This window comes from Nocardia rhizosphaerae (genome assembly GCF_042650365.1).
Lineage (GTDB): Bacteria > Actinomycetota > Actinomycetes > Mycobacteriales > Mycobacteriaceae > Nocardia > Nocardia rhizosphaerae.
Window position 1 is genome coordinate 1,018,904 of the sequence record NZ_JBHSBA010000015.1, and the last position, 22,879, is coordinate 1,041,782.

Sequence of the window (22,879 nt, forward strand, 5' to 3'; positions counted from 1 at the left end):
GCGCGCCCCGCGCGCCACCGAATTTCCAGGAGTGCCAGTGACGATGCGCGTGTACCCGACGAGCGGGCCCGGCGCGGTTCCCGACCCCGAGGTGGCGACCATGCTGGCCACCCTCGACGCCGGATTCCCCGATGTCACGACCATGAGCGCGGTCGAGGTGCGCGCCGCGATCCTGGGTCGGCGCGCGCCGCTACGCAGGCAGCCGGATATGCGCGAGGTCCGCGATCTGACCATCGACGGGCCAGGCGGCCCACTGCCGGTGCGGGTGTACCGGCCGCATCGGGACGACGCGGTGCTACCGGTGATCGTGTTCGCGCACGGCGGGGGGTTCGTCTTCTGCGATCTGGACAGCCACGACGAGTTCTGCCGGTCGATGGCCGCGGGAGTCGGTGCGGTGGTGGTCTCGGTGGACTACCGGCTGGCACCGGAGAATCCGGCCCCGGCCGCGCACGACGATGTGCTCGCCGCCCTGCACTGGGCGGCCGCGAACGCCGGAACCTTCGACGGTGATCCGGCGCGGATCGCGCTGGCGGGCGACAGCGCGGGCGGCAACCTCGCGGCCACGGCCGCCCTCGCCGTCCGGGACGGCGGCGGCCCGGAGATCGCGGCGCAGATCCTGCTCTATCCGGTGATCGACGACGATTTCCAGACCGAGTCCTACCGCTGTTTCGGCACCGGCCACTACAACACCACCGACGCCATGCGCTGGTACTGGCAGCAGTACGCCCCGCACGGCACCGACGATGTGCGCCTGGTCCCGACCAGGGCGGAGTCGCTGGCCGGGCTACCGCCCGCGGTGGTGATCACCGCCGAGCTCGACCCACCGTGCTCGGCCGGGGACGCCTACGCGCGGCGCCTGGCAGGCGACGGTGTCGTGGTTCGGCACCGCCGCTACGACGGCCTGTTCCACGGCTTCCTCACCATTCCGTCGCTGTCGGCAACCACCGCGGCGCGCACGGAGATCTGGGCGATGATCCGCGAGGCGCTCAGCCCCGCGGCATGAGTCCGGCCGCGTGTGTCGCCGCACGACGTCGACATCCGTCCTCGCCCACGCTGAGCGTTCATCAATCACGCGGACGGTCGCGTTTTCGCCCGATCGGCGCAAAGGTGACCGTCGAGCGCGGCGCCGAGGCGGAACTACCCGCGGCGCGCAGGCACGATCATCGGTGACCCGGTCAGCGGATCGTCGACCACCACGCAGTCCAGGTCGAACACCGCGCGCATCAGCTCGGGGGTGACCAGCTCGCGCGGGCTGCCCCGACCGACGATCCGCCCGTCGCGCATGGCGATGAGCTCGGTGGCGTAACGGCAGGCCAGATTCAGATCGTGCAGTACGGCGACGACGGTGCGGCCGTGCTCGCGGTGCAGCCGGTCGCACAGTTCCAGCACGTCGATCTGATGGCTGATGTCGAGGTAGGTGGTCGGCTCGTCGAGCAGCACGATCGAAGTGGCCTGGGCGAGCACCATGGCGATCCAGACCCGCTGGCGCTGACCGCCGGACAGTTCGTCGACCCTGCGGTGCCGCAGCGCGGTGGTGCCGGTCGCGGCCAGCGCCTCGGCGACCGCGGCGGCATCGTCGTCGGACCACTGCCGCAGCAGACCCTGATGCGGGTAGCGCCCGCGCGCCACCAGATCACCGACGAGGATGCCGTCCGGCGCACCGGGAGTCTGCGGGAGCAGACTGAGCCTGCGGGCGGCATCCTTGGTGGAGTAGCGGTGGATGTCCTTGCCGTCCAGGATCACCGAGCCGCCGTTCGGGCGCAGGATCCGGCCCAGTGCGGCGAGCAGGGTCGACTTGCCACAGGCATTGGGGCCGATGATCACGGTGAACTGCCCGTCGGGCACGGCGATGTCCACCTCGTGCAGCACGGTCCGCTCGCCGTAGACGACCCGCACCGACTCGCCGCGCAGCCGGGCGGTCCGCGGCTCGGTGGCGCCGGATTCGACGGCCGGAGTGGATGTTTCAGACACGATGGCGCAGACCCTCTCGTACCAGCAGCCAGATGAGGAAAACGCCGCCGATGCTCACCGTGAGGACACCGACGGGCACCGGGGCGGGAAAGGCGTGTTCGGCCACCAGATCGCTCACTCCGAGCAGCAGCGCGCCCGTGCACGTGGCCGGGAGGATTCCCGCGCCCGCGGTGCGGGTGAGTCCGCGCGCCAGATGTGGCGCGGCCAGTGCGATGAACGCGATCGGGCCCGCGGCGGCCACCGAGAGACCGACCAGGAGTGTCGCGGCGGCCATCAGCCCGAGGCGCGCGCGGCCGCTGCGCACACCGAGTGTCGTCGCCACCGTGTCACCGAGATCGAGGGCACCGAACGCGCGGTCGAGCACCACGACCAGCGGGGTCACCAGCATGAGCCCGGCCGCGACGGCGAGCACCTGCCCCCAGCCGCGACCGCTGAGCGAGCCGATCAGCCAGGCGTTGGCCGTCGCCGCCGACGGCAGATACGCCTGGCTGAGCAGGTAGAACGTCGCCGAGGTCGACAGCGCGGCCAAGGCGATGCCGACCAGTACCAGCCGGGTGCCGCGCAGCCCGCCGAGCACGGTGAGTGCCGCGATGATCGCCAGGGTGACCAGCGCGCCGACGCTCGCGCCGAGCGCGCCCATGGCGAGGCCACCGCCGAAGGTGATCATCGCCAGGACCGCGCCGACCGCGGCGCCGTCGGTGAAGCCGATGATGTCGGGGCTGGCCAGCGGATTGTGGTGCAGCCGCTGGAAGATCGCGCCCGCCGCGGCCAGCCCGCCGCCGACACCGACCGCCACCAGCGCTCGCGGCAGCCGCCGGTCGACGACGAAGAACCGGTCCAGGCGCCGCTGCGGCGCTCCGGTGATCACGTCCCAGAGCGCCCCGGGCCCGATCGTGTACTCGCCCACCATGAGCGAGACCAGCACCAGCAGCGCGACCGCGAGCACGAGCAGCGCGGTGACGGCGGTGGCGCGCCGGTCGAAACGCACGGTCGTCCGGCCGAGCCGAAGCACGACATCGCCCGCGGTGACGCCGGTGCGGGTCAGCAGCCGGGATCCCGGCCCGGACAGGTCGGTGAGCGTCACGATTCGGCTCCCATCCGCGGGCTCCACACGATGAGCGCGATGAGCGCCGGGCTGCCGAGGAAGGCCGTCATCACCCCGACCGGCACCGGCTCACCGCCCGCGACGACCCGGCCGAGCACATCGGCGGCCAGCAGCAGCACCGGGGCGAGCACCATCGCCAGCGGCACGAGCAGCCGGAAATCCGAGCCGACCAGATACCGGGCGATGTGGTACACCAGCAGCCCGACGAACGCGATCGGCCCGGCCAGCGCGGTGGCGGCCCCGCACAGCACGGTGATGACGACGAAGCCGAGGAACCGCACCCGGCCCAGGTTCACCCCGAGCGCGGCCGCGGTCCGGTCACCGAGATCGAGGACGTTGAGCGAGCGGCACAGCGCGAGCGCAAGCAGCACCGCGCCGAGCACATAGGGCAGCAGCGGGACCACGTCGGCCAGCGCGCGGGTGGCCAGCGACCCGGTCCGCCAGTACCGGTAGGCGTCGAGCACGTCCTCGTCCAGGAAGACGAGCAGCTGGGTGATCCCCGACAGCACCGCCGCCAGCGCCACGCCGGACAGCGCCAGCCGCAGCGGGGAGGCCGTGGCCTGGCCGATCATCGACAGCAGGTACACGATCACCGCAGCGGCGCCTGCCCCAGCGAAGGCGAACCAGGTGTAGCCGGCGACTCCCATGCCCCCGGTGATGCCGAGCCCGGCCACCACGCCGAGCGAGGCGCCCGCGTTCACCCCGAGCAGGCCGGGGTCGGCGATCGGATTGCGGGTCAGCGCCCCGATGACCACCCCGGCCGCGCCGAGAGCGATGCCGCAGACCAGGCCGACCACGGTCCGGCTCAGCCGCCAGTCGCCGATGATCACCCGCACGCTGCCGTCGCCCTGGCCGAGCAGCGCGCCGACGACCTCACCCATCGGAATGGACTTGGCGCCGACGGCCAGACTTGCCACGCAGACGCCGAACAGCAGCACCGCCGCGCACAGCAGTACACCGGCACCGCGGGCGAGCGGGACGGGGCCGACCCGGGCGGGCACGGCTTCAGGACTCGAACGCACCGGCGGACTGTACCCGCGCCGACAAAGATAGGGCAACCTTGGTTAGGTTAGGCTAAGGTGCCTGCCGTGGACATCAAGCAGAAGAGAAGCCGACGGCTGCAGACCGCGCTGGGTGCGCTGGTCGCGGCGACGAGCCTGGCCTTGACCGGGTGCGGCTCGGCCGATTCCGAGGTCGAGGACGGGCGCGTCGTCACGCACGCGATGGGCGAGACGACGGTTCCCGCGAGTCCGCAGCGAATCGTGGTCCTGGACTCCCCGCACCTGGACGCCCTGGTGGCGCTCGGCCTCCAGCCGGCGGCCATCACCGAGCGCGCCGTCGGTTACGGGGCACCGAAGTACCTGGCGGACAAGCTCGACAGCGTCGCCACCGTGGGCACCATCCAGGACCCCGACGTGGATGCCATCGCGAACCTGGCACCCGATCTGATCATCGGCGCCAAGATCCGGCACGAAGCGCTCTACACCCAGCTCGACGCGATCGCCCCGACCGTGTTCTCCGAGACCTCGGGCACCAACTGGCACGACCAGGCGAACCTCACCGCGGCGGCGGTGGGCAAGTCGGCCGAGATGAACCGGCTGCTCGCCGACCTGGACACCAGGGCGACGACGGTCGGCCAGCGGATCGGCGCATCGGGCAAGACGGTGTCGATGGTCCGGTTCACCGAGGACCGCTTCCGGCTGTACGGCCCGGAGACGTTCTCCGGTTCGGTGTTGGCGCAGCTGGGTTACCGGCATCAGGACCGCGAGTGGAACACGTACTCGATGGCCGAGCTGGACCCGGAGCGGTACGAGCAGATCAACGGGGATGTGGTGTTCCACGCCGACTACACCGGCTCGTCCACCGGCACCACCAAGGCCAGGGTCACCGCGCTGTGGGACGCGCTGCCCGCGGTCGCGAGCGGTCAGGCCTACGAAGTGGCCGACGACACCTGGATGCTCGGCATCGGCGTGCTCGGCGCGAACAAGATCATCGACGACATCGAGCGTCTGGTCACCCCGTAACGGCGCGGGGGCGCGATCCGCGCCCCCGCCCGCTCATTCCGCGCTGGGATGCCCACCTTCCGCACGCACGCGCTGTTCGACCTCACGCCAGCGGCCCGGGGTGGGATGCGGGTACTCCGCGCGCTCATCGTGTTCGGCGCCCTCCAGTACGGTGGCGGCGGCATCGATCTCGTCGATGAGTTGCTGGGCGAGATCGCGTTCGGTGGCGTAGTGGCGTTGCGCCCACTGCAGCACGATCTGCGAATACGCCCAGCCCGGTTCGGCTTTGGCCGCCTCGGCGTCGATCGCGGCGTGCTGCTGGAGCCGGTCGACATCGGCGATGTGGTCGCGCAGGATCTGCTTGAGCCGTTCCGGGGAACCGAGGTGACCGAACATGACCCGCAGCAGCACATGGTGTTTGAGCACCGAGGGGTCGACGGGCGCCTCGTTCCACCAGGTGGTGACGGCGGCCCGCCCGGCATCGGTGATCCGGTAGAGCCTGCGCCCCCTGGTGGCGTTGTCGCGGTCGAGCCGGGAACTGGCGAAACCGTGCTGTTCGAGCTTCTTGAGCTCGGCGTAGATCTGACTGTAGGAGGGCGTCCAGTAGACGTAGCGCAGACTCCAGTCCGCCCACTTCTTGAGGTCATAGCCGGAGACCTCCTCCTCGTAGGAGAGCATGGCGAGAACCGCCCAGCTGGTCGGCGGCAGATTGGGCACGCCGGAGTCAGGGTCGGGAGTCGCCATCGGTGCATGGTAGCAAGCCTGGGCAGTGGTCCAGACCGGCCGCCAACCGCTCACCGGGAGGACGCCTTGAGCCGATCACCGGGCACCACCGATGGTGGGAAGCATCGAATTCCGTCCGGGAGGATCCCCCATGAATGCAGACCACGTCGTCGTCGACGCGGATATCCCCGCCCCCGCCGAGCTGCGCAGAGTGCTCGGGCATTTCGCGACCGGCGTCGCGGTGATCACCGCCCACGACGGGACGCGGCCGCTGGGTTTCGCCTGCCAGTCGGTGGTGTCGGTGTCGCTGGATCCGCCGCTGCTGTCGTTCTGCCCGGCCAAGACTTCCACCAGTTGGCCGCGGTTGCGGGAGGTGGGCACGCTGTGTGTCAACGTGCTGGCCGAGGATCAGGGCGGGTTGTGCCGTCAGTTCGCGGTGAGCGGGGCCGACAAATTCGCCGGGATCGAGTGGGAGCGCGCGGGCAACGGCGCGCCCGCGCTGGCGGGCGCGCTGGCCAGGATCGAAGTGGCGGTCGAACTCGAACACGACGCGGGCGACCACACGGTGGTCCTGGCCAGGATCGGCGCCCTGCGGGCCGTCGACGGCGCGCGGCCGCTGCTGTTCTATCGCGGCGGTTTCGGCGGTTTCGCGGCCTGACCCCCGACGCCGTGGTGGCCCGGCGCGGACCACCACGGCGTCGTCGCGGCTCACAGCTCCAGCACGTCGAAGCCCTTGTAGCCCGCGGCCGCGACCTCGGCGATGATCTGACCGTAGACCCCGAAGCCGCCGACGAAGGGCATGAACACCCGCGGCCTGCCCTCGATATTGGCGCCCAGGTACCACGAATTCGCCTGCATCATCAGGGTTCCCGCCGCCCGATCGGCGCATTCGCGCACCCAGTCGGCCACCGCGTCCGGCCGCGCCTCCAGTGCCACCGCTCCCCTGCCGTCGAGGAATTCGATGGCCTCGGCCACCCAGTCCACGTGCAGTTCCGAGTGCAGCACCATGTTCGCCAGCACCGACGGGCTGCCGGGACCGGTGAGGTTGAACAGGTTGGGGAAACCGGTCATCCCCAGTCCCAGATAGGTTTTCGGCCCTTCGCGCCACGCCGCGTTGAGAGTCTGCCCGCCACGCCCGACGATGTTCATCTTCGACACCGACCCGGTCATGGCGTCGAAACCGGTGGCGAGCACCAGGGTGTCGAGCGGGTAGTGCGCGTCGGTGGTGTGCACGCCGACCGGATCGACGCGGGTGATCGGGGTGACGCGCAGATTCACCAGCTCCACATTGTCGCGGTTGTAGGTCTGGTAGTAGTTCGTGTCGGTGCAGATGCGCTTGGTGCCGATCGGGTGGTCGCGCGGGATCAGCAGGTCGGCGACCGCGGGGTCGGCGATGACGGCGCGCACCTTCTCCTCCCAGAACCGCCGCGCGGTGTCGTTGGCCGCGCGATCGGTCAGCTGGTCCGGGAAGGTCTTGCTGAACAGCACCCCGCCCAGCGCCCAGCGCTGTTCGTAGGCCTCGCGCAGCTCCGCCTCGCTCACCGCGAGCGCGGACCGCGGATGCGCCTGGTGCGGCGAGCCACCGCCGCTGGCCATCGACAGCCGCCTGCGCTCGGCGTAGTCCGCCTTCTGCGCCTGCCGCTGCTCCGGCGTGAGTGGCCTGTTACCCGCAGGCACACTGTAATTGGCGGTGCGCTGGAACACGTGCAGCCGGTCGGCCTGCTCGGCCAGGCACGGAATGGTCTGGATGCCGGAGGACCCGGTGCCGATCACCCCCACCCGCTGCCCGGTCAGGTCGACGCCGTCGTGCGGCCAGTGCGAGGTGTGCAGGATCTGCCCGGCGAAGGTGTCGAGGCCGGGAATGGCCGGGGTGTTCGCGTTCGAGAGCGGACCGGTGGCCAGCACCACGAACCGCGCGGTGACCGCGCGACCGGTGTCGGTGGCGACCCGCCAGCGCAGAGTGGGCTCGTCGAGCGCGATATCGGTGACCCTGGTCTCGAACTCGATGTCGCGGCGCAGGTCGTAGCGGTCGGCGACGTGTTCGAGGTAGGCCAGGATCTCCGGCTGGGTGGCGTACTTCTCGCTCCAGTCCCACTCCTGCTGCAACGCCTCGTCGAAGGAGTACGAGTAGTCGACGCTCTCCACATCGCAGCGCGCGCCGGGATAGCGATTCCAGTACCAGACGCCGCCGACGCCCGCGCCCGCCTCGAACACCCGCACGCTCAGGCCGCTGCGGCGGAATCGGTGCAGGGCGTACAGGCCGGCGATGCCTGCGCCGACGACGACCACGTCGACGTCGGCCCGCTCGGTCGCTGGTGCCGCTGAGGTCTCGGGGTTCACAGTGTCTGCCTTTCGCTGGAGACCGGTTCTCTGCGGGCGACGGTAGGGACGGACGCACCGGCCGAGCAGGTCCCCTTCCCGCTGACCGGCACGTTCACCACATCGATGTCGTCCCGGTCATCGGGACGATGCCGACCGGCGCCACCGGCCGCGGGCATACCGTCGTCGCCGATGTGCCCGCAGGCACGGGAGGAGACAGTGGTGGACTGGAACGACGAAGTGGATGTGCTGGTCGCGGGCTCGGGCGGTGGCCTGGCAGGCGCCTACACCGCCGCCCGCGAAGGGCTCAGCGTCGCGGTGGTCGAGGCGACCGACAAATTCGGTGGCACGACCGCGTATTCGGGCGGCGGCGGGGTGTGGTTCCCGGCCAACCCGGTGCTGCGGCGCGCCGGGACCGACGACACCGTCGAGGACGCGCTGACCTATTTCCGCGCCGTCGTCGGCGACCGCACCCCCGACGAGCTGCAGCGCACCTTCGTCACGCGGGGCCGCGACCTCATCGAATACCTCGAAGCCGACGACCGGTTCGCGTTTCAGATGCTGCCCTGGCCGGACTACTTCGGCAAGGCGCCCAAGGCCCGGCTGGACGGGCAGCGGCACATCATGCCGGAGCCGCTACCCGCGGCCGAGCTGGGAGCCCTGCGCGAATCGCTGCGCGGGCCGCTGGACACCGACCGGCTCGGCGCCCCACTCCCCGAGCTGCTCATCGGCGGGCAGGCCCTCATCGGGCGGTTCCTGCGCGCGCTGGCGAGCTACCCGCACGTCGCGCTGCACCTGAATTCGCCGCTGGTGGAACTGGTCGTCGAGGACGGGGTGGTCACCGGGGCGATCGTGGAGCGGACCGGTGGCCGGTACGCGATCCGGGCCCGGCGCGGGGTGGTGCTCGCGGCAGGCGGTTTCGAGCAGAACGACGCGCTGCGCGCGCACTACGGGGTGCCCGGCGCGGCCCGCGACACCATGGGGCCGTGGGGAAATCAGGGTCTGGCGCATCAGGCGGGGATCGCGGCGGGCGCCGATACCGATCTGATGGATCAGGCGTGGTGGTCGCCGGGGCTGACCCACCCGGACGGCCGGTCGGCGTTCGCGCTGTGGTTCACCGGCGGCATCTTCGTCGATCAGGAGGGCAACCGGTTCGTCAACGAGTCCGCCCCCTACGACCGGCTCGGCCGCGAGGTCATCCGGCAGATGGACGAGCGCGGCCTGACGCTGCCGTTCTGGATGATCTACGACGACACCGAAGGCGAGGTGCCGCCGATCAAGGCGACCAACGTGTCCATGGTCGACACCGCCGACTATGTCGCGGCGGGCCTGTGGCACACCGCCGACACCCTCACCGAGCTGGCCGCCAAGATCGGTGTGCCCGCGGCGAACCTGGAAGCCACGGTCGCACGGTTCAACACCTTCGTCGCCGACGGCGTCGATCCCGACTTCGGTCGCGGTGACGAGGCCTACGACCGAGCCTTCTCGAACGGAGAGCCGCCGCTGGTGCCGATCGAGAAGGGCCCGTATCACGCGGCGGCGTTCGGGATCTCGGATCTGGGTACCAAGGGCGGTCTGCGGACCGACACCGCCGCGCGGGTGCTCGGCCGCGACGGCGCACCGATTCCCGGCCTGTACGCGGCGGGCAACACGATGGCCGCGGTGAGCGGCACGGTGTATCCCGGCGGCGGCAACCCGATCGGCGCGTCCATGCTGTTCAGTCACCTCGCCGTGCGGCACATGCTGGGCGAATGACCCGTCCCGCTGGCCGGGAGGGCCGCTGCCCTCCCGGCCGGCGAGTGTGGCACCGTTCACATATCAACCCCCGATTTCCCAGGAGTTCCACGATGGCTACAGCGGACGACATTCGCGCCACGGTCCGGAAATACATCGACGCCGTCGGCAGCGGCTCGGCCGCCGATATCGTCGCCCTCTACCGCGAGGACGCGACGGTGGAGGACCCGGTCGGTAGCGAACCGCATGTCGGCCGGGCCGCGATCCTCGCGTTCTATCAGGCCATCGAGCCGCTGGAACGGTCCACCGAACTGTTCTCGGTGCGGGTCGCGGGCAACAGCGCGGCCTTCAGTTTCCGGGTCGTCACCAAGTTCGGTGAGCAGACCTTCACCCTCGACCCGATCGATGTCATGACCTTCGACGAGGACGCCCGCATCACCGGCATGCGCGCGTTCTGGTCGCAGGACGACATGGTCACCGGCTGAGGTGGCCCGTGCATCCCGTCGAGTGCGCGAGCTGCGGTAACAAGGTCCTCGCCGAGAAATTCAGCCCGAGCCACACCAGCGTCCAGTGGCTCGACGACGCCGAGTCCGCGTGCCCGGAGTTCGCCCGGCGCGCGGCCCTCGGTGAGCCGAGCAGCTGGATCCCCACCTGTCCCGCCCTGCGCGATTCGATCGAGGACGCCGTCCGCGCGGGCACGTTGACCACCGATCAGTTGCGGCACGAGCCGGTTCCCGGCCGGCTCGGCTGACCCGACATCTCAGGAGAATCATGAACCGACTCGACGACCAGCGTATCCTGGTCACCGGCGCCGCCTCCGGCATCGGCCAGGCCACGGTGCTGCGGCTGCTCGACGAGGGTGCCCGCGTGGTCGGCGCCGACGTCTCGGCCGACGGCCTGGCCGCGACCGCAGCGCAGGCCGCCGAGCGCGGCACCGCCGACCGGCTGACCAGCCTGCCGATCGATATCGGCGACGAACAGTCGGTGGTGGCGGGTGTCCGCTCCGCTGTGGACACCCTCGGCGGGCTGGACGCGGTGGTGAACGCGGCGGGCATCTTGCGCGCCACACACACCGAGCAGACCCCGCTCGACCTGTGGGACCGCATTCTGCGGGTGAATCTCACCGGCACCTTCCTCGTGGTCCGCGAGGCGCTGCCCGCCTTGCTGGCGAACCCGCGGTCGACGGTGGTCAATTTCAGTTCCACCTCGGCGGCGTTCGCCCACCCGTATATGGCGGCCTACGCGGCCAGCAAGGGCGGCATCCAGTCCTTCACCCACGCCATCGCCCTCGAGTTCGGCGGCAAGGGTCTGCGCGCGGTGTGTGTGGCGCCGGGCAGCATCAAGTCCGGGATCACCGACGCGACGCCGGGGTACGTGCCCGCCGACGCCGACTGGGCGCTGTTCGCGAAGCTGTCGCCGGTGCTGCCGACCGACCTGGAGTCCGGCGGTGCGGGCATGGGCGATCCGAGCGCGGTGGCCGGGGTGATCGCCATGCTGGTGTCCTCCGACGGCGCCTTCATCACCGGCACCGAGATCCGCATCGACGGCGGGACGCACGCGTGAGTGAGCGTCAGCGAGTGAACCATCAGCACAGCGCGCCTTCGCGCACGACGGAACCGAGCGCCAGCGAGGTGGAGTCGTGAGCGACCTGAGCTACGAGAGCACCTTGCGCGAGATCCGCACCGACGCGGGCGTGCTGCGCTATCACGAAGCGGGCGACGGGCCGCCGCTGCTGTTGCTGCACGGGTCGGGTCCCGGTGTGACGGGGTGGCGCAATTTCCGCGGCAATCTCGCCACGTTCGCCGACCGATTCCGCTGCCTGGTCCTGGAGTTCCCCGGTTTCGGGGTGAGTGACGATTTCGGTGGGCATCCGATGGTGACCGCGCTGGACGCGGTCGTGCGCTTCATCGACGCGCTCGGCCTCGACAGTGTCGACATCATCGGCAACTCGATGGGCGGCGGGGTGGCGCTGAACTACGCCATCGCGCACCCCGAGCGGGTCGGCAAGGTGGTGACGATCGGCGGCATCGGCCGCAATCTGTTCAGCCCCGGTCCCGGGGAGGGCATCAAGCTGCTGCAGGAGTTCACCGAGGAGCCGACCAGGGAGCGGCTGATCCAGTGGCTGAATTCGATGGTGTACGACCCGGCGCTGGTCACCGAGGAGCTCATCGAGGAGCGCTGGACCCAGGCCACCGATCCGGCCACCCTCGACAGCGCCCGTCGGATGTACAGCAAGGCCGCCTTCGCCATGATGGTGCGCGCCATGGAGGCGTCGGACGCGCCGCCGCCGTGGGCGATGCTGCACAAGGTAGCGGCGCCGACGCTGATCACCTGGGGTCGCGACGATCGGGTCAGTCCGCTCGACATGGCGTTGATCCCGATGCGCACCATTCCGCACGCCGAGCTGCACGTGTTCCCGAACTGCGGGCACTGGGCGATGATCGAGCGTAAGGACGAATTCGAGTCGGCCGTTATGGCGTTTCTGACCCGGAAGGATGCCGAACCGGCGAACTGAGCGGGGACTCGGAGTCCCCCTTCCCTTTCCAAGATATAGCGCACAGGGGGCCTTGCCGCAAGGCCCCCTTCGTGCCGCATAATCGTCCGCCGAAGCCGTGAGCTGCGGAAACAGGAGTGATCGACGCGCTCCGCCGGGATGGACGAACCGGAAGGTGAGGGCAGGATGTCAACTCAGGGGTATCAGGACGAACTGCGCTCCGAACAGCGCTATGTGGACGGGTTGTACGCGCGACTCGACACCGAACGCGCCAGGGTGCGCACCCGCTACGGCGCGGCGCTGCGGAGCACGGGGGTCTCCGCGATGGATCGCGATGTCGAGGTGCGGGCACTCGCCAAGGAGGGCAAGCGGCTCGACGTCGCCGACAACGGAGTGTGCTTCGGGCGGCTGGACAGCACCGACGGGGAGACCCGCTACATCGGCCGCATAGGGCTGTTCGACGAGGCGAACGAGTTCGAGCCGCTGCTGCTGGACTGGCGCGCGCCCGCCGCGAGACCGTTCTATGTGGCGACCGGTGCCGCGCCGGAGGGCATGCGCAGGCGCCGCCAGTTCCACACCCGTGGCCGCCACCTCGCCGATTTCACCGATGAACAGCTCGGCGACCCCTCCGGCGCCGACCAGGGGGACGCGGCGCTGCTGGCCGCGGTGAACGCGCCGCGGGGAACCGGGATGCGCGACATCGTCGCGACCATCCAGGCCGAACAGGACGAGATCATCCGTCTCGACCATCCCGGTGTGCTGGTACTCGAGGGTGGCCCCGGCACCGGGAAGACCGTGGTGGCGCTGCACCGGGTCGCCTATCTGCTCTATACCCAGCGCGAGCGGATGGAACGTCAGGGTGTACTGGTGGTCGGGCCGAATCCGGCCTTCCTGCACCACATCGCGCGGGTGCTGCCCTCGCTCGGGGAGACGAATGTGGTGTTCGCGACCGTGGGCGAACTGCTGCCCGGACTGCGGGTCACCGCGGAAGACGCACCGACGGCCGCCCGGATCAAGGGGTCGCTGCACATGCTCGACGTGCTGGCGGCGGCGATCGCGGACCGGCAGCGGCTGCCGGTGGAGCCGCTGACCATCGACCTGGCCGACGTCACAGTACGCATCGATGCCGAGACGGCGCAGTGGGCGCGGGAGGAGGCGCGGGCGAGTGGGCGCCCGCACAACGAGGCGCGCGCGGTGTTCGAGGAGATCGTCACCTATGTGCTCACCGAGCGCGCGATCGGCCGAATCGGCAAGGGCTGGCTCACCCGTGACGACCGCGAGGCCTGGGAGCAGCTGCGCGCCGACCTCGTCGCCGAGCTCGCCGGCAACACCGCCTTCGCCGCGGCCCTGGACGAACTGTGGCCCGTCCTCACTCCGGAAACTCTGCTGGCACAACTGTATTCGTCGCCGGAGCGGCTGACCGTCGCCGGTGCCGACCCAGCGCTGCGCCGGGCCGACGGGGCCGCATGGACGATCCCGGATGTGGCGCTGCTCGACGAGCTGCACGAACTGCTCGGCCGCGGCGAACCGGTCGACGACACGGCCGAACGCGAGCGCAGGGCCGAGGTCGCCTATGCCGCCGGCGTACTGGACACCCTGGTCGCCCGCGAGGATCACATGGACGACGAGGATCACCTCTTCGCCCAGGACATGTTGTTCGGGGCGGACCTGGCCGAACGGTTCCGCGAACGCGACACCCGCGAGCTCGCCGAACGCGCCGCCGCCGACCGGGACTGGACCTACCGGCACATCGTCGTCGACGAGGCGCAGGAACTGTCGGCGATGGAGTGGCGGGCGCTGATGCGCCGCTGCCCGGGGAAGTCGTTCACCGTGGTGGGCGACCTCGCGCAGCGCCGGTCGGCGGCTGGCGCGACCTCGTGGGCCGAGGTCATGGACCCCTATGTGCCCGGCCGCTGGGCCTACCGGTCCCTGACCGTCAACTACCGCACACCGACGGAGATCATGGCGGTCGCCGCCGCGGTGCTCGCAGAGTTCGCGCCGGAGATCACCGCACCGGAGTCGGTCCGCGCCTGCGGCGTCCAGCCCTGGGCGCGGCACGTCGACCACGATGAATTGGCAACGGCCATCGCCGAATTCGTGCAGGACGAGGACGGACGCGAGGGCACCAGCGTGGTGATCGGTCCACCGGAGGTCCCCGGCACGGTGCCGGCCGCGGCGACCAAGGGCCTGGAATACGACGCCGTGCTGGTGGTGGAGCCGGACCGGATCCGCACCGACGGCCCGCGCGGCGCCGCGGAACTCTATGTCGCCCTCACCCGTGCCACCCAGCGTCTGGGAGTGCTGCACACCCGCGAGCTGCCACGCTCGCTGCGCGGGCTGAACCATCCGGCGACAGCGGCGACAGCACGCTGATCCAGCGGGCTGTCGGACGGTGTCGGCGACCCGACCGGATCCCGGCCGACAGCTCGGCCCGGCGCCGCAGAACTCGCCGGGGCCCGCACCACCCAGCGACAGCCGATGCCGCGCAGATTGTCAGCGCTGCGTGCTGCCCGCGTCGATGGGCAGCGTCACCGCGGTGATGTAGCGGCCTTCGTCGGAGGCCAGGAACAGGGCGGCATTGGCGATGTCGACCGGTTCCACCCAGGGAATCGGCAGCATGTTCATGGTCACCGCCGCCTCGGCGAACTCCTCGCGGGTGGGGTTTTCCCGGTCGGGGCGGAACACCTTGCGCACCATGTCGTTCTGGATCATGGGTGTGTCCACATTGGTGGGGTGTACCGAGTTCACCCGGATGTGGTGGGGTGCGAGTTCCTTGGCCATCGACCGCATGAGCCCGACCACGCCGTGTTTGGCGGCGGTGTAGTGGGCGACGCCCACCAGGCCGCGCAGTCCCGCGATGGAGCTGGTGAGAATCATCGACCCGCCGCCGCGGCGGATCAGGTGCGGGGTGGCGGCCTTGCAGGTCTGCCACACCCCGGTGAGATTCACATCGATCATGGTCTGCCACTGCTGCTCGGTGAGCTCGAGGGCGGACCCGCTGGAGCTGATTCCCGCTGTCGCGCAGACGATGTCGAGTCCGCCGAGTTCGGCGGCCGCGGCGTCGACGGCCGCCCGCAGCGCGGTGCCGTCGCGCACGTCGACCGGCGCCGCGACGACCCGCGCGCCCGTCTTCTCGACGGCGCGCACCGTTTCGGCGAGGTCGTCGGTGGTCGCGCCGGGCGAGACGACCGTTTCCACCGGTCCGCAGATGTCGACGGCGATGATGTCGGCGCCTTCCTCGGCCAGCCGGACGGCCTGGGCGCGGCCGATGCCGCGTGCCGCGCCGGTCACCAGGGCGATCTTGCCCACTACTCGTCCCATGTCACACCTTCTGAGTCAGTCCGGCATCCACCACGAGCTGGGTTCCCGTCACGTAACGGGACTCGTCGGATGCGAGGAACAGCACGGCATTGCTGATATCGACCGGGTCCACCCAGGGGACCGGCAGGATGGTGCGGCGGGCCAGCGCCTCCGCCGCGTCGTCGCGTGTCGGGTTGTCCAGGTCGGGCCGGAGCTTGGCGTAGACGGTGTCGTTGAGGATCATCGGCGTGGCCACCGAGCCGGGGTGCACGGTGTTCACCCGGATCCCGCGCGGCCCGAGCTCGTTGGCGAGGGTGCGGGCGAGACCGACCACGGCGTGCTTGCTCGCCGAGTAGTGGGCGGCCGACGCCGCGCCGACGATGCCGTTGGTGGAGCTGACGATCACCACCGAGCCGCCGTCGCTCAGCGCGGGCACTGCGGCCCGCACGGTGTGCCACATGCCGGTGAGATTGATGTCGATGGTGCGCTGCCAGTCCGCGTCGGTCAGCTCCCAGGACGGGCCGAGATCGCGGTAGACACCGGCATTGGCCACAATCACGTCGAGGCGCCCGAGCGCCGCGACGCCGTCGGCGACCGCCACATCGAGAGCGGCCTGGTCGCGCACGTCGGCCAGGGCGGTCACACAGCCCCGGCCCAGTGCTTCGACCTCGGCCGTGGTCACGGCCAGCGCGTCGGCGGCGGCCGCGATGTCGACGGCGATGATCTCGGCGCCCTCCTCGGCGAGGCGGCGGCAGTGGGCCCGGCCCATGCCGCCTGCGGCGCCGGTCACCAGCGCGACGGTGTTCTGCATGCGGTTCATCGGGCGCCCCCGGAAGTTCGCGTGTCCACGTCGGCGACGCTAGGTGGGCCCGGCCGGGCCGCCGAGCTGGTGTTCCCGGTGAGCGGGCGGTCCGGCGCCGACCTCCCGTCCACCGGGAACGCGGCCCCGGCGATCCCCACGCACCTGCGACGGTGACCTCCGACACCGGTTCTGTGACGGAGGAGGACACCAGTGACGAGGGCGACTGCCGAGATCCCGCAGGACTCGCGGGTGGTGACGCTGCGGGTGGCGGCCGTGATCGAGGAAACGGCCGACGCCCGTTCGCTCGTCTTCGAGGTCCCCGACCACGCCGCGGATCGTTTCGCCTACCGGCCCGGCCAGTTCCTCACCCTGCGCATCCCGACCGACCGCGAGACACCGGTGGCGCGGTGCTACTCGCTGGCCAGCTCGCCGTTCACCGGTGAACCGCCGCGGGTGACGGTCAAACGCACCGATGGTGGGTACGGCTCGAACTGGTTGTGCGACAACATCAGGGCGGGTGACACCGTCGACGTGCTGCCTCCGCAGGGCACGTTCACCCCCGCCTCGCTCGATACCGATCTGTTGCTGTGGGCGGCGGGCAGTGGCATCACGCCGGTGATGTCGATCCTGCGGTCGGTGCTGGCCAACGGCGCCGGCCGGGTGGTGCTGTTCTACGCCAATCGCGGCCAGGATTCGGTGATCTTCGCCGACGCGCTGCGTGAGTTGGTGGCCCGGTATCCGGGCAGGTTGCGCGTGACGCACTGGCTGGAATCGCTGCAGGGCCTGCCGAGCGCCGACCAGCTCGCCGGATTCGCCGCGCCGCACACCGGTTTCGAGTCGTTCGTGTGTGGTCCCGGCCCGTTCATGGCCGCGGTGACCGAGGCGCTGACCGGGGCGGGCTGGTCGCGGGACCGGATCACCACCGAGGTGTTCGTGTCGCTGTCGGGTGACCCGTTCGCCGAGCCCGAGCCCCTCGACACGGCCGAGGCCGGGGATGCCGCCGAGGTGACGGTGGAACTCGACGGCGCCGAGCACGCGCTGCGCTGGCCGCGTTCGCGCACGCTCGTGGATGTACTGCTCGCCGACGGACTGGATGTGCCGTACTCGTGCCGGGAAGGCGAATGCGGGTCGTGCGCCTGCACCGTCGTGGACGGCGCGGTGGCCGTGGCCAAGTCGGGGGTGCTGGACCAGGACGACATCGATGCCGGCTACACCCTCGCCTGCCAGGCCCGCCCGGATTCCGATTCCATCCGTATCCGCTTCTGACCCGGAGGGTGTGCCGTGGCCACCGATACCGTGCGCGCGGAGGTCGGGTTCGGGTCCGAACGCGGGCCCGTGCTCGTCTCGCTCATGCTCGCCACCGCGCTGGTCGCGCTGGATTCGACGATTCTGGCGACCGCTGTCCTTGCCATCACCGACAGTCTCGGCGATTTCGCCCTGTTTCCCTGGCTGTTCACGAGCTATCTGCTCGCGCAGGCGGTGACGGTGCCGATCTACGGTGCGCTGGCCGACACCTTCGGCCGCAAACCGGTGATGCTGTTCGGGGTGGTGGTGTTCGCGCTGGGTTCGCTGCTGTGTGGGCTGGCCCCGAGCATGCTCGCGCTGATCGTGTTCCGTGCGGTGCAGGGCATCGGCGCCGGCGCCATCCAGCCCACCACCATGGTGATCGCCGGTGATCTGTACACGCTGGCCGAACGAGCCACGGTGCAGGGCTATCTGGCCGGGGTGTGGGCGGTGGCGTCGGTGACCGGGCCGCTGCTCGGCGGCATTTTCGCCGATTATCTGGGCTGGCGCTGGATCTTCCTGGTGAATCTGCCGGTGGCCGTGGTGGCGGGCACGATGCTGGTCCGGCATTTCGCCGAGTCGGCGCCGCGCCGCGGGCACCGCATCGACTACGCGGGGGCGGCCCTGTTGACGCTCGGGGCGGGCGCGCTGGTGCTGGGGCTGCTCGAGGGTGGCCGGAGCTGGGCGTGGGGCTCGTCCACCGGCATCGCGATCTTCGCGGGCGCCGCGGTCTCGCTCGTGGCGTTCGCGGTGGTGGAATCCCGGGCGGCGCACCCGATTCTGCCGCTGTGGCTGTTCACCCGGCGGGTGCTGGTCGCAGGCAGTGTGGCGTCGATGCTGGGAGGCGCGCTGCTGTTCGGGTTCACCTCGTATGTGCCGATGTTCAATCAGGGAGTGCTCGGCACCAGCGCGCTGGTAGCGGGGATGGTCACCGGGGCGCTCACGCTCGGCTGGCCGCTCAGTGCGGCGCAGGCCGGAAAGGTGTACCTGCGCTTCGGGTTCCGCACCTGCGCGGTGGTGGGCAGCGGTGTCGCCGCGCTCGGGACCGCGTCGACGCTGCTGCTCGATGCCCGGTCGCCGCTGTGGCAGGTCGCGGCATCGTGTTTCGTGGTCGGCGCGGGGATGGGGCTGGTGGCCACGCCCACTTTGATCGCGGCCCAGACCAGTGCTTCGTGGACCGAGCGTGGCGTGGTGACCTCCGCCAATCTGTTCGCGCGGTCGCTGGGCAGCGCGGTGGGGGTGGCGGTGTTCGGCGCGATCGTCACCGCCAGGGTCGGGGCCTCGGGAACACCGTCGCCGGAGAGTCTTTCCGCCGCCATACATCTCGTCTTCGTCTCGATCGCGGCGATGACGGTGGTGCTGGTCGGGGTGTGCGCGACAATCCCGCGCCGTTCTCGATTTCCGGTCCATCCAGCGGGAGACGCGGGCCCGCGGGCCGGTCGTGGCCGCGAGCATGGGATGCAGTCATCGGAGGAGAAGAGGGAATCAGGATGCTGACAGCGAGTGTGCGCACCGAGGCGGCCGCCGAATTGGCGCGCGCGGAGCGGGATCGGGTGGCGGTACTCCCGTTGGTCGACCGGTATCCCGATATCGACGTCGTGGACGCCTACGAGATCCAGCTGTTGAATATCCGGCGCAGGCTGGCCGACGGCGCGCGGATCGTCGGCCACAAGGTGGGCCTGTCGTCGAAGGCGATGCAGGAGATGATGGGTGTCGACGAGCCCGACTACGGGCATCTACTCGCCGACATGGAGGTCTTCTCCGACGTCCCGGTCGACACCTCGAAGTACCTTCTGCCGCGGGTGGAGGTCGAGGTCGGGTTCGTGCTCGGCGCCGACCTGCCCGGCGAGGACTGCACCGAAGCCGACGTGCTCGCCGCGACAGCCGCCTACGCGCCCTCGATCGAGCTGATCGACTCACGCATCAAGGACTGGAAGATCGGCCTGGCCGACACCATTTCCGACAACGCTTCGTCGGCCGGTTTCGTGCTCGGTAAGGAGCGGGTAGCGCCCGCCGATATCGATATCAAGGCCATCGATGCGGTGCTCACCCGCAACGGTGAGGTCATCGCCGAGGGCCGCAGTGACGCGGTATTGGGTGATCCGGTGATCGCGGTGGCGTGGCTGGCGCGCAAGGTCGCCACGTTCGGGGTGCGGTTGAAGAAGGGTGACATCGTGCTGCCCGGTTCCTGCACCCGCGCGATCGACGCCCGCCCCGGTGACGACTTCCATGCCGAGTTCACCGGACTAGGTTCCGTCCGTTTGTCTTTCCGCTGACCCACCCATACCGCGGGATCAGCCCCGGCAGCGTTGCCGCGATTCCGCTCCAGTTCTTCCGCCGGTTCCCCGCCGGCCCGTTTCGAGGAGGCCTACCGTGTCCAACGGGAAAGTCAGCGCCGCGATCGTCGGATCCGGCAACATCAGCACCGACCTGCTGTACAAGCTGCTGCGCTCGGACAAGATCGAGCCACGCTGGATGATCGGCATCGACCCCGACAGCGAGGGGCTGAAGCGGGCACGTGGGCTCGGCCTGGAAACCTCCGCCGAGGGCGCCGACTGGCTGCTCGCCCTCGACGAGAAACCCGATCTGCTGTTCGAGGCGACCTCCGCCTACGTACACCGCGCCTACGCACCCGAATACGAGGCCGCCGGAATCCGGGCCGTCGACCTCACCCCCGCCGCGGTCGGCCCGGCAGTGATCCCGCCGGTGAACCTGGACTCGTTGCGCGACGCACCGAACGTCAACATGATCACCTGCGGCGGCCAGGCCACCATCCCCATGGTCGCGGCCGTCTCCAGGGTCGTGCCGGTGGCCTACGCCGAGATCGTGGCCTCGGTCTCGTCGGTGTCGGCCGGACCCGGCACCCGCGCCAATATCGATGAGTTCACCAAAACCACCTCCAAGGGTGTGGAAACCATCGGCGGCGCCCAGCGCGGCAAGGCCATCATCATCCTCAACCCCGCAGAGCCGCCGATGATCATGCGCGACACCATCTTCTGCGCTATCCCCGAGGACGCCGACCGCGACGCCATCGCCGAGTCCATCCTGCGCATGGAGAAGTCGATCCAGGAATACGTGCCCGGCTACCGGCTGCTCAACGACCCCCAGTTCGACGACCCGTCGGTGGTGTCCGGCGGCATGGCGAAGGTGTCGATCTTCGTCGAGGTCGAAGGCGCAGGCGACTTCCTGCCGCCCTACGCGGGCAACCTCGACATCATGACCGCCGCCGCCACCCGCGTGGGCGACGTCCTCGCCGACCAGATCATCTCGGCCCGCATCCCTGCGCAGTCGTGACCACCCCAGCACCCGCCTCGGCGCCGGACACCCGCCGCACGTAAGGAGACCTCGCATGACCTACTCCCCCGAACTCGACGTCCGGGTCACCGACACCTCGCTGCGCGACGGCTCGCACCACAAACGCCACCAGTTCACCGCTACCGAGGTCCGTGACATCGTCACCGCACTCGACGGTGCGGGCGTCCCGGTCATCGAGGTCACCCACGGCGACGGCCTCGGCGGTTCCTCCTTCAACTACGGGTTCTCGAAAACCCCTGAGCAGGAACTGATCACCATCGCCGCACAGACCGCGCGCAACGCCAAGATCGCCTTCCTCATGCTGCCAGGCGTCGGCGTGAAGGAAGACATCAAGATCTCCCAGGACAACGGCGCGTCCATCTGCCGCATCGCCACCCACTGCACCGAGGCCGACGTCTCGATCCAGCACTTCGGTTACGCCCGCGACCTCGGCCTGGAAACCGTCGGCTTCCTCATGATGTCGCACACCCAACCGCCCGAGGTGCTGGCGAAGCAAGCCAGGATCATGGCCGACGCCGGCTGCCAATGCGTCTACATCGTCGATTCCGCGGGAGCCCTTGTCCTGGAACAGGTCTCCGACCGCGTCGGCGCGGTGGCCGCCGAACTCGGCACCGACGCCCAGGTCGGTTTCCACGGCCACGAGAACCTCGGCCTCGCCGTCGCCAATTCGGTCTACGCCGTCCGCGCGGGCGCCACCCAGATCGACGGCTCCACCCGCCGCTTCGGTGCGGGCGCGGGCAACACCCCCGTCGAGGCGTTCGTCGGTGTCGCCGACAAACTCGGCATCGAAACCGGCATCGACTTCTTCGCCATCGCCGACGCCGCCGAAGACGTGGTCCGCCCCGCCATGCCGCAGGAATGCCTGCTCGACCGCCAGTCGCTCATGATGGGCTACGCAGGCGTCTACTCCAGCTTCCTGAAACACGCCGAACGCCAAGCCGAACGCTACAACGTCTCAGCCGCCGAAATGCTCGTCCGCGCAGGCCGACGCAAACTCGTAGGCGGCCAAGAAGACCAACTCATCGACATCGCCCTGGAACTCCAACGCGAAGCCGCCACCACCACTTCCTGACCGCGGCCCCGGAAACGGCGTGACCCGCCACCGTCCAGGTCACGCCGTTTCGGTAGCCCATCACCACCCCCAAGATCTGGTCATTTGATCACCACGCTGTAGTGGCTGCATCGGCGGAAAAGTCCCGCCACCACAGCGTGGTGATCAATTGACTAATTGGGCGGCGCCTATGTGAAGGGCTAGGGTCGATCTCGTCCGCCAACGCGCGCACCGCCGCCGGATCGGACACGTCCGCACCGATCGCCGAGGCGCGGCCCCCTGCCCCGACGATCGCGTCCACGACGGTCAGCGCCCGCTTGCGCTTCTCACGGTAGTTCACGACAACATGCGCACCCCGGCCGCGAACCGCGGGTGACAGCGAACCCTCCGGCACCATCCTCGCCGCGATCGACCTGCTCGGTCAGCGGTGGATGCTGCGCGTGATCTGGGAACTCGAACCTGGCCCCTCGGCTTCCTCGACCTGCGACGACGCATGGGCAACTGCTCGTCGAGTATGCTCTCGGACCGCCTCCAGCAACTTCAGGCCGCCGGCCTCACCCGCAAGCACGGCCCCCGTGGCGCCTACGAACTCACCACCGAAGGCGCCCTCCTCGCCGAAGCCCTCCAACCCCTGTGGGATTGGTCCGAACAGTGGACCACCGCCGGCGACGGGAACGGACGAATCCCGTGGCGGCCGGCGCGGTAACACCCTTGCCGCCTCCCCGCCGGGTGCACATCACGCCGACTACCTCGGACCGGTTCCAGCAGCATTGCGGGC

General features: G+C 70.0%; 23 protein-coding genes. 15 read left to right on the forward strand and 8 right to left on the reverse strand.

What is annotated here, in order from left to right:
• The first annotated feature begins 43 nt into the window (after positions 1-43).
• Entirely contained in the window at positions 44-1,003 is a 960-nt protein-coding gene (locus ACFOW8_RS26940) for an alpha/beta hydrolase (protein WP_378554691.1), read from the forward strand.
• Positions 1,004-1,137: 134 nt separating this feature from the next.
• Here ACFOW8_RS26940 and ACFOW8_RS26945 read toward each other — a convergent pair whose 3' ends face one another.
• From ACFOW8_RS26945 to ACFOW8_RS26955, 3 genes are read right to left on the reverse strand one after another with little or no spacing between them, the layout of a single operon-like run.
• Entirely contained in the window at positions 1,138-1,971 is an 834-nt protein-coding gene (locus ACFOW8_RS26945; RefSeq protein ID WP_378554343.1) for an ABC transporter ATP-binding protein, read from the reverse strand.
• On the reverse strand, positions 1,964-3,055 hold the full coding sequence (locus tag ACFOW8_RS26950) for a FecCD family ABC transporter permease (protein ID WP_378554345.1): 1,092 nt from the start codon (positions 3,053-3,055) through the stop codon (positions 1,964-1,966). Before ACFOW8_RS26950 ends, ACFOW8_RS26945 begins: the two co-directional genes overlap by 8 nt.
• Positions 3,052-4,098 carry a FecCD family ABC transporter permease gene (locus tag ACFOW8_RS26955; protein WP_378554346.1) on the reverse strand — a complete coding sequence of 349 codons (1,047 nt, stop codon included), beginning with the start codon at positions 4,096-4,098 and terminating at the stop codon, positions 3,052-3,054. Before ACFOW8_RS26955 ends, ACFOW8_RS26950 begins: the two co-directional genes overlap by 4 nt.
• Before the next feature lie 66 nt (positions 4,099-4,164).
• Here ACFOW8_RS26955 and ACFOW8_RS26960 point away from each other — a divergent pair, with 66 nt between their 5' ends.
• Positions 4,165-5,100, forward strand: a complete 936-nt coding sequence (locus ACFOW8_RS26960; protein WP_378554347.1) for an ABC transporter substrate-binding protein — start codon at positions 4,165-4,167, stop codon at positions 5,098-5,100.
• Between the two features lie 33 nt (positions 5,101-5,133).
• Here the strand turns inward: ACFOW8_RS26960 and ACFOW8_RS26965 are convergent, their stop codons facing one another.
• Positions 5,134-5,823, reverse strand: coding sequence for a PadR family transcriptional regulator (locus tag ACFOW8_RS26965; RefSeq protein ID WP_378554348.1), 690 nt, complete (start codon positions 5,821-5,823; stop codon positions 5,134-5,136).
• Between the two features lie 130 nt (positions 5,824-5,953).
• Here ACFOW8_RS26965 and ACFOW8_RS26970 point away from each other — a divergent pair, with 130 nt between their 5' ends.
• The gene (locus tag ACFOW8_RS26970; RefSeq protein WP_378554349.1) at positions 5,954-6,460 is read left to right on the forward strand and encodes a flavin reductase family protein; all 507 of its coding nucleotides are present in this window, start codon (positions 5,954-5,956) and stop codon (positions 6,458-6,460) included.
• Positions 6,461-6,510: 50 nt separating this feature from the next.
• Here ACFOW8_RS26970 and ACFOW8_RS26975 read toward each other — a convergent pair whose 3' ends face one another.
• A complete protein-coding gene (locus tag ACFOW8_RS26975) occupies positions 6,511-8,142 on the reverse strand; it encodes a flavin-containing monooxygenase (protein ID WP_378554350.1) in 1,632 nt (543 codons plus the stop codon).
• A 171-nt stretch (positions 8,143-8,313) separates the two neighbouring features.
• Between ACFOW8_RS26975 and ACFOW8_RS26980 the strand changes: the two genes are divergently transcribed.
• The 6 genes from ACFOW8_RS26980 to helR all read left to right on the forward strand — a co-directional run bounded on the left by ACFOW8_RS26980 (position 8,314) and on the right by helR (position 14,722).
• Positions 8,314-9,876 carry an FAD-binding protein gene (locus ACFOW8_RS26980; RefSeq protein WP_378554351.1) on the forward strand — a complete coding sequence of 521 codons (1,563 nt, stop codon included), beginning with the start codon at positions 8,314-8,316 and terminating at the stop codon, positions 9,874-9,876.
• A 92-nt stretch (positions 9,877-9,968) separates the two neighbouring features.
• The gene (locus ACFOW8_RS26985) at positions 9,969-10,340 is read left to right on the forward strand and encodes a nuclear transport factor 2 family protein (protein ID WP_378554353.1); all 372 of its coding nucleotides are present in this window, start codon (positions 9,969-9,971) and stop codon (positions 10,338-10,340) included.
• A gap of 8 nt (positions 10,341-10,348) precedes the next feature.
• A complete protein-coding gene (locus ACFOW8_RS26990) occupies positions 10,349-10,606 on the forward strand; it encodes a hypothetical protein (RefSeq protein ID WP_378554354.1) in 258 nt (85 codons plus the stop codon).
• Positions 10,607-10,626: 20 nt separating this feature from the next.
• Positions 10,627-11,418 carry an SDR family NAD(P)-dependent oxidoreductase gene (locus ACFOW8_RS26995; protein ID WP_378554355.1) on the forward strand — a complete coding sequence of 264 codons (792 nt, stop codon included), beginning with the start codon at positions 10,627-10,629 and terminating at the stop codon, positions 11,416-11,418.
• A 76-nt stretch (positions 11,419-11,494) separates the two neighbouring features.
• A complete protein-coding gene (locus ACFOW8_RS27000; RefSeq protein WP_378554356.1) occupies positions 11,495-12,370 on the forward strand; it encodes an alpha/beta fold hydrolase in 876 nt (291 codons plus the stop codon).
• Between the two features lie 165 nt (positions 12,371-12,535).
• Complete coding sequence (helR, locus tag ACFOW8_RS27005) at positions 12,536-14,722, forward strand: RNA polymerase recycling motor ATPase HelR (RefSeq protein WP_378554357.1); 2,187 nt, start codon at positions 12,536-12,538, stop codon at positions 14,720-14,722.
• A gap of 120 nt (positions 14,723-14,842) precedes the next feature.
• Here helR and ACFOW8_RS27010 read toward each other — a convergent pair whose 3' ends face one another.
• Positions 14,843-15,670, reverse strand: coding sequence for a mycofactocin-coupled SDR family oxidoreductase (locus ACFOW8_RS27010; protein WP_378554358.1), 828 nt, complete (start codon positions 15,668-15,670; stop codon positions 14,843-14,845).
• A 1-nt stretch (position 15,671) separates the two neighbouring features.
• A complete protein-coding gene (locus ACFOW8_RS27015; RefSeq protein WP_378554359.1) occupies positions 15,672-16,469 on the reverse strand; it encodes a mycofactocin-coupled SDR family oxidoreductase in 798 nt (265 codons plus the stop codon).
• A gap of 192 nt (positions 16,470-16,661) precedes the next feature.
• Here ACFOW8_RS27015 and ACFOW8_RS27020 point away from each other — a divergent pair, with 192 nt between their 5' ends.
• From ACFOW8_RS27020 to dmpG, 5 genes are all read left to right on the forward strand, one after another.
• Positions 16,662-17,717, forward strand: coding sequence for a 2Fe-2S iron-sulfur cluster-binding protein (locus tag ACFOW8_RS27020; protein ID WP_378554360.1), 1,056 nt, complete (start codon positions 16,662-16,664; stop codon positions 17,715-17,717).
• A 15-nt stretch (positions 17,718-17,732) separates the two neighbouring features.
• On the forward strand, positions 17,733-19,232 hold the full coding sequence (locus ACFOW8_RS27025; protein ID WP_378554361.1) for an MDR family MFS transporter: 1,500 nt from the start codon (positions 17,733-17,735) through the stop codon (positions 19,230-19,232).
• Positions 19,226-20,011: a 2-keto-4-pentenoate hydratase gene (locus ACFOW8_RS27030; RefSeq protein WP_378554363.1), complete on the forward strand. Its 786-nt coding sequence runs from the start codon at positions 19,226-19,228 to the stop codon at positions 20,009-20,011. Before ACFOW8_RS27025 ends, ACFOW8_RS27030 begins: the two co-directional genes overlap by 7 nt.
• A 97-nt stretch (positions 20,012-20,108) precedes the next feature.
• Positions 20,109-21,029, forward strand: coding sequence for an acetaldehyde dehydrogenase (acetylating) (locus ACFOW8_RS27035; protein ID WP_378554364.1), 921 nt, complete (start codon positions 20,109-20,111; stop codon positions 21,027-21,029).
• Positions 21,030-21,084: 55 nt separating this feature from the next.
• Complete coding sequence (gene dmpG, locus ACFOW8_RS27040) at positions 21,085-22,122, forward strand: 4-hydroxy-2-oxovalerate aldolase (protein ID WP_378554365.1); 1,038 nt, start codon at positions 21,085-21,087, stop codon at positions 22,120-22,122.
• 88 nt (positions 22,123-22,210) lie between these two features.
• Here dmpG and ACFOW8_RS27045 read toward each other — a convergent pair whose 3' ends face one another.
• Positions 22,211-22,441 carry a hypothetical protein gene (locus ACFOW8_RS27045; protein ID WP_378554366.1) on the reverse strand — a complete coding sequence of 77 codons (231 nt, stop codon included), beginning with the start codon at positions 22,439-22,441 and terminating at the stop codon, positions 22,211-22,213.
• A 174-nt stretch (positions 22,442-22,615) separates the two neighbouring features.
• Here ACFOW8_RS27045 and ACFOW8_RS27050 point away from each other — a divergent pair, with 174 nt between their 5' ends.
• Positions 22,616-22,807, forward strand: a complete 192-nt coding sequence (locus ACFOW8_RS27050) for a winged helix-turn-helix transcriptional regulator (RefSeq protein ID WP_378554693.1) — start codon at positions 22,616-22,618, stop codon at positions 22,805-22,807.
• The last annotated feature ends 72 nt before the right edge of the window (positions 22,808-22,879 follow it).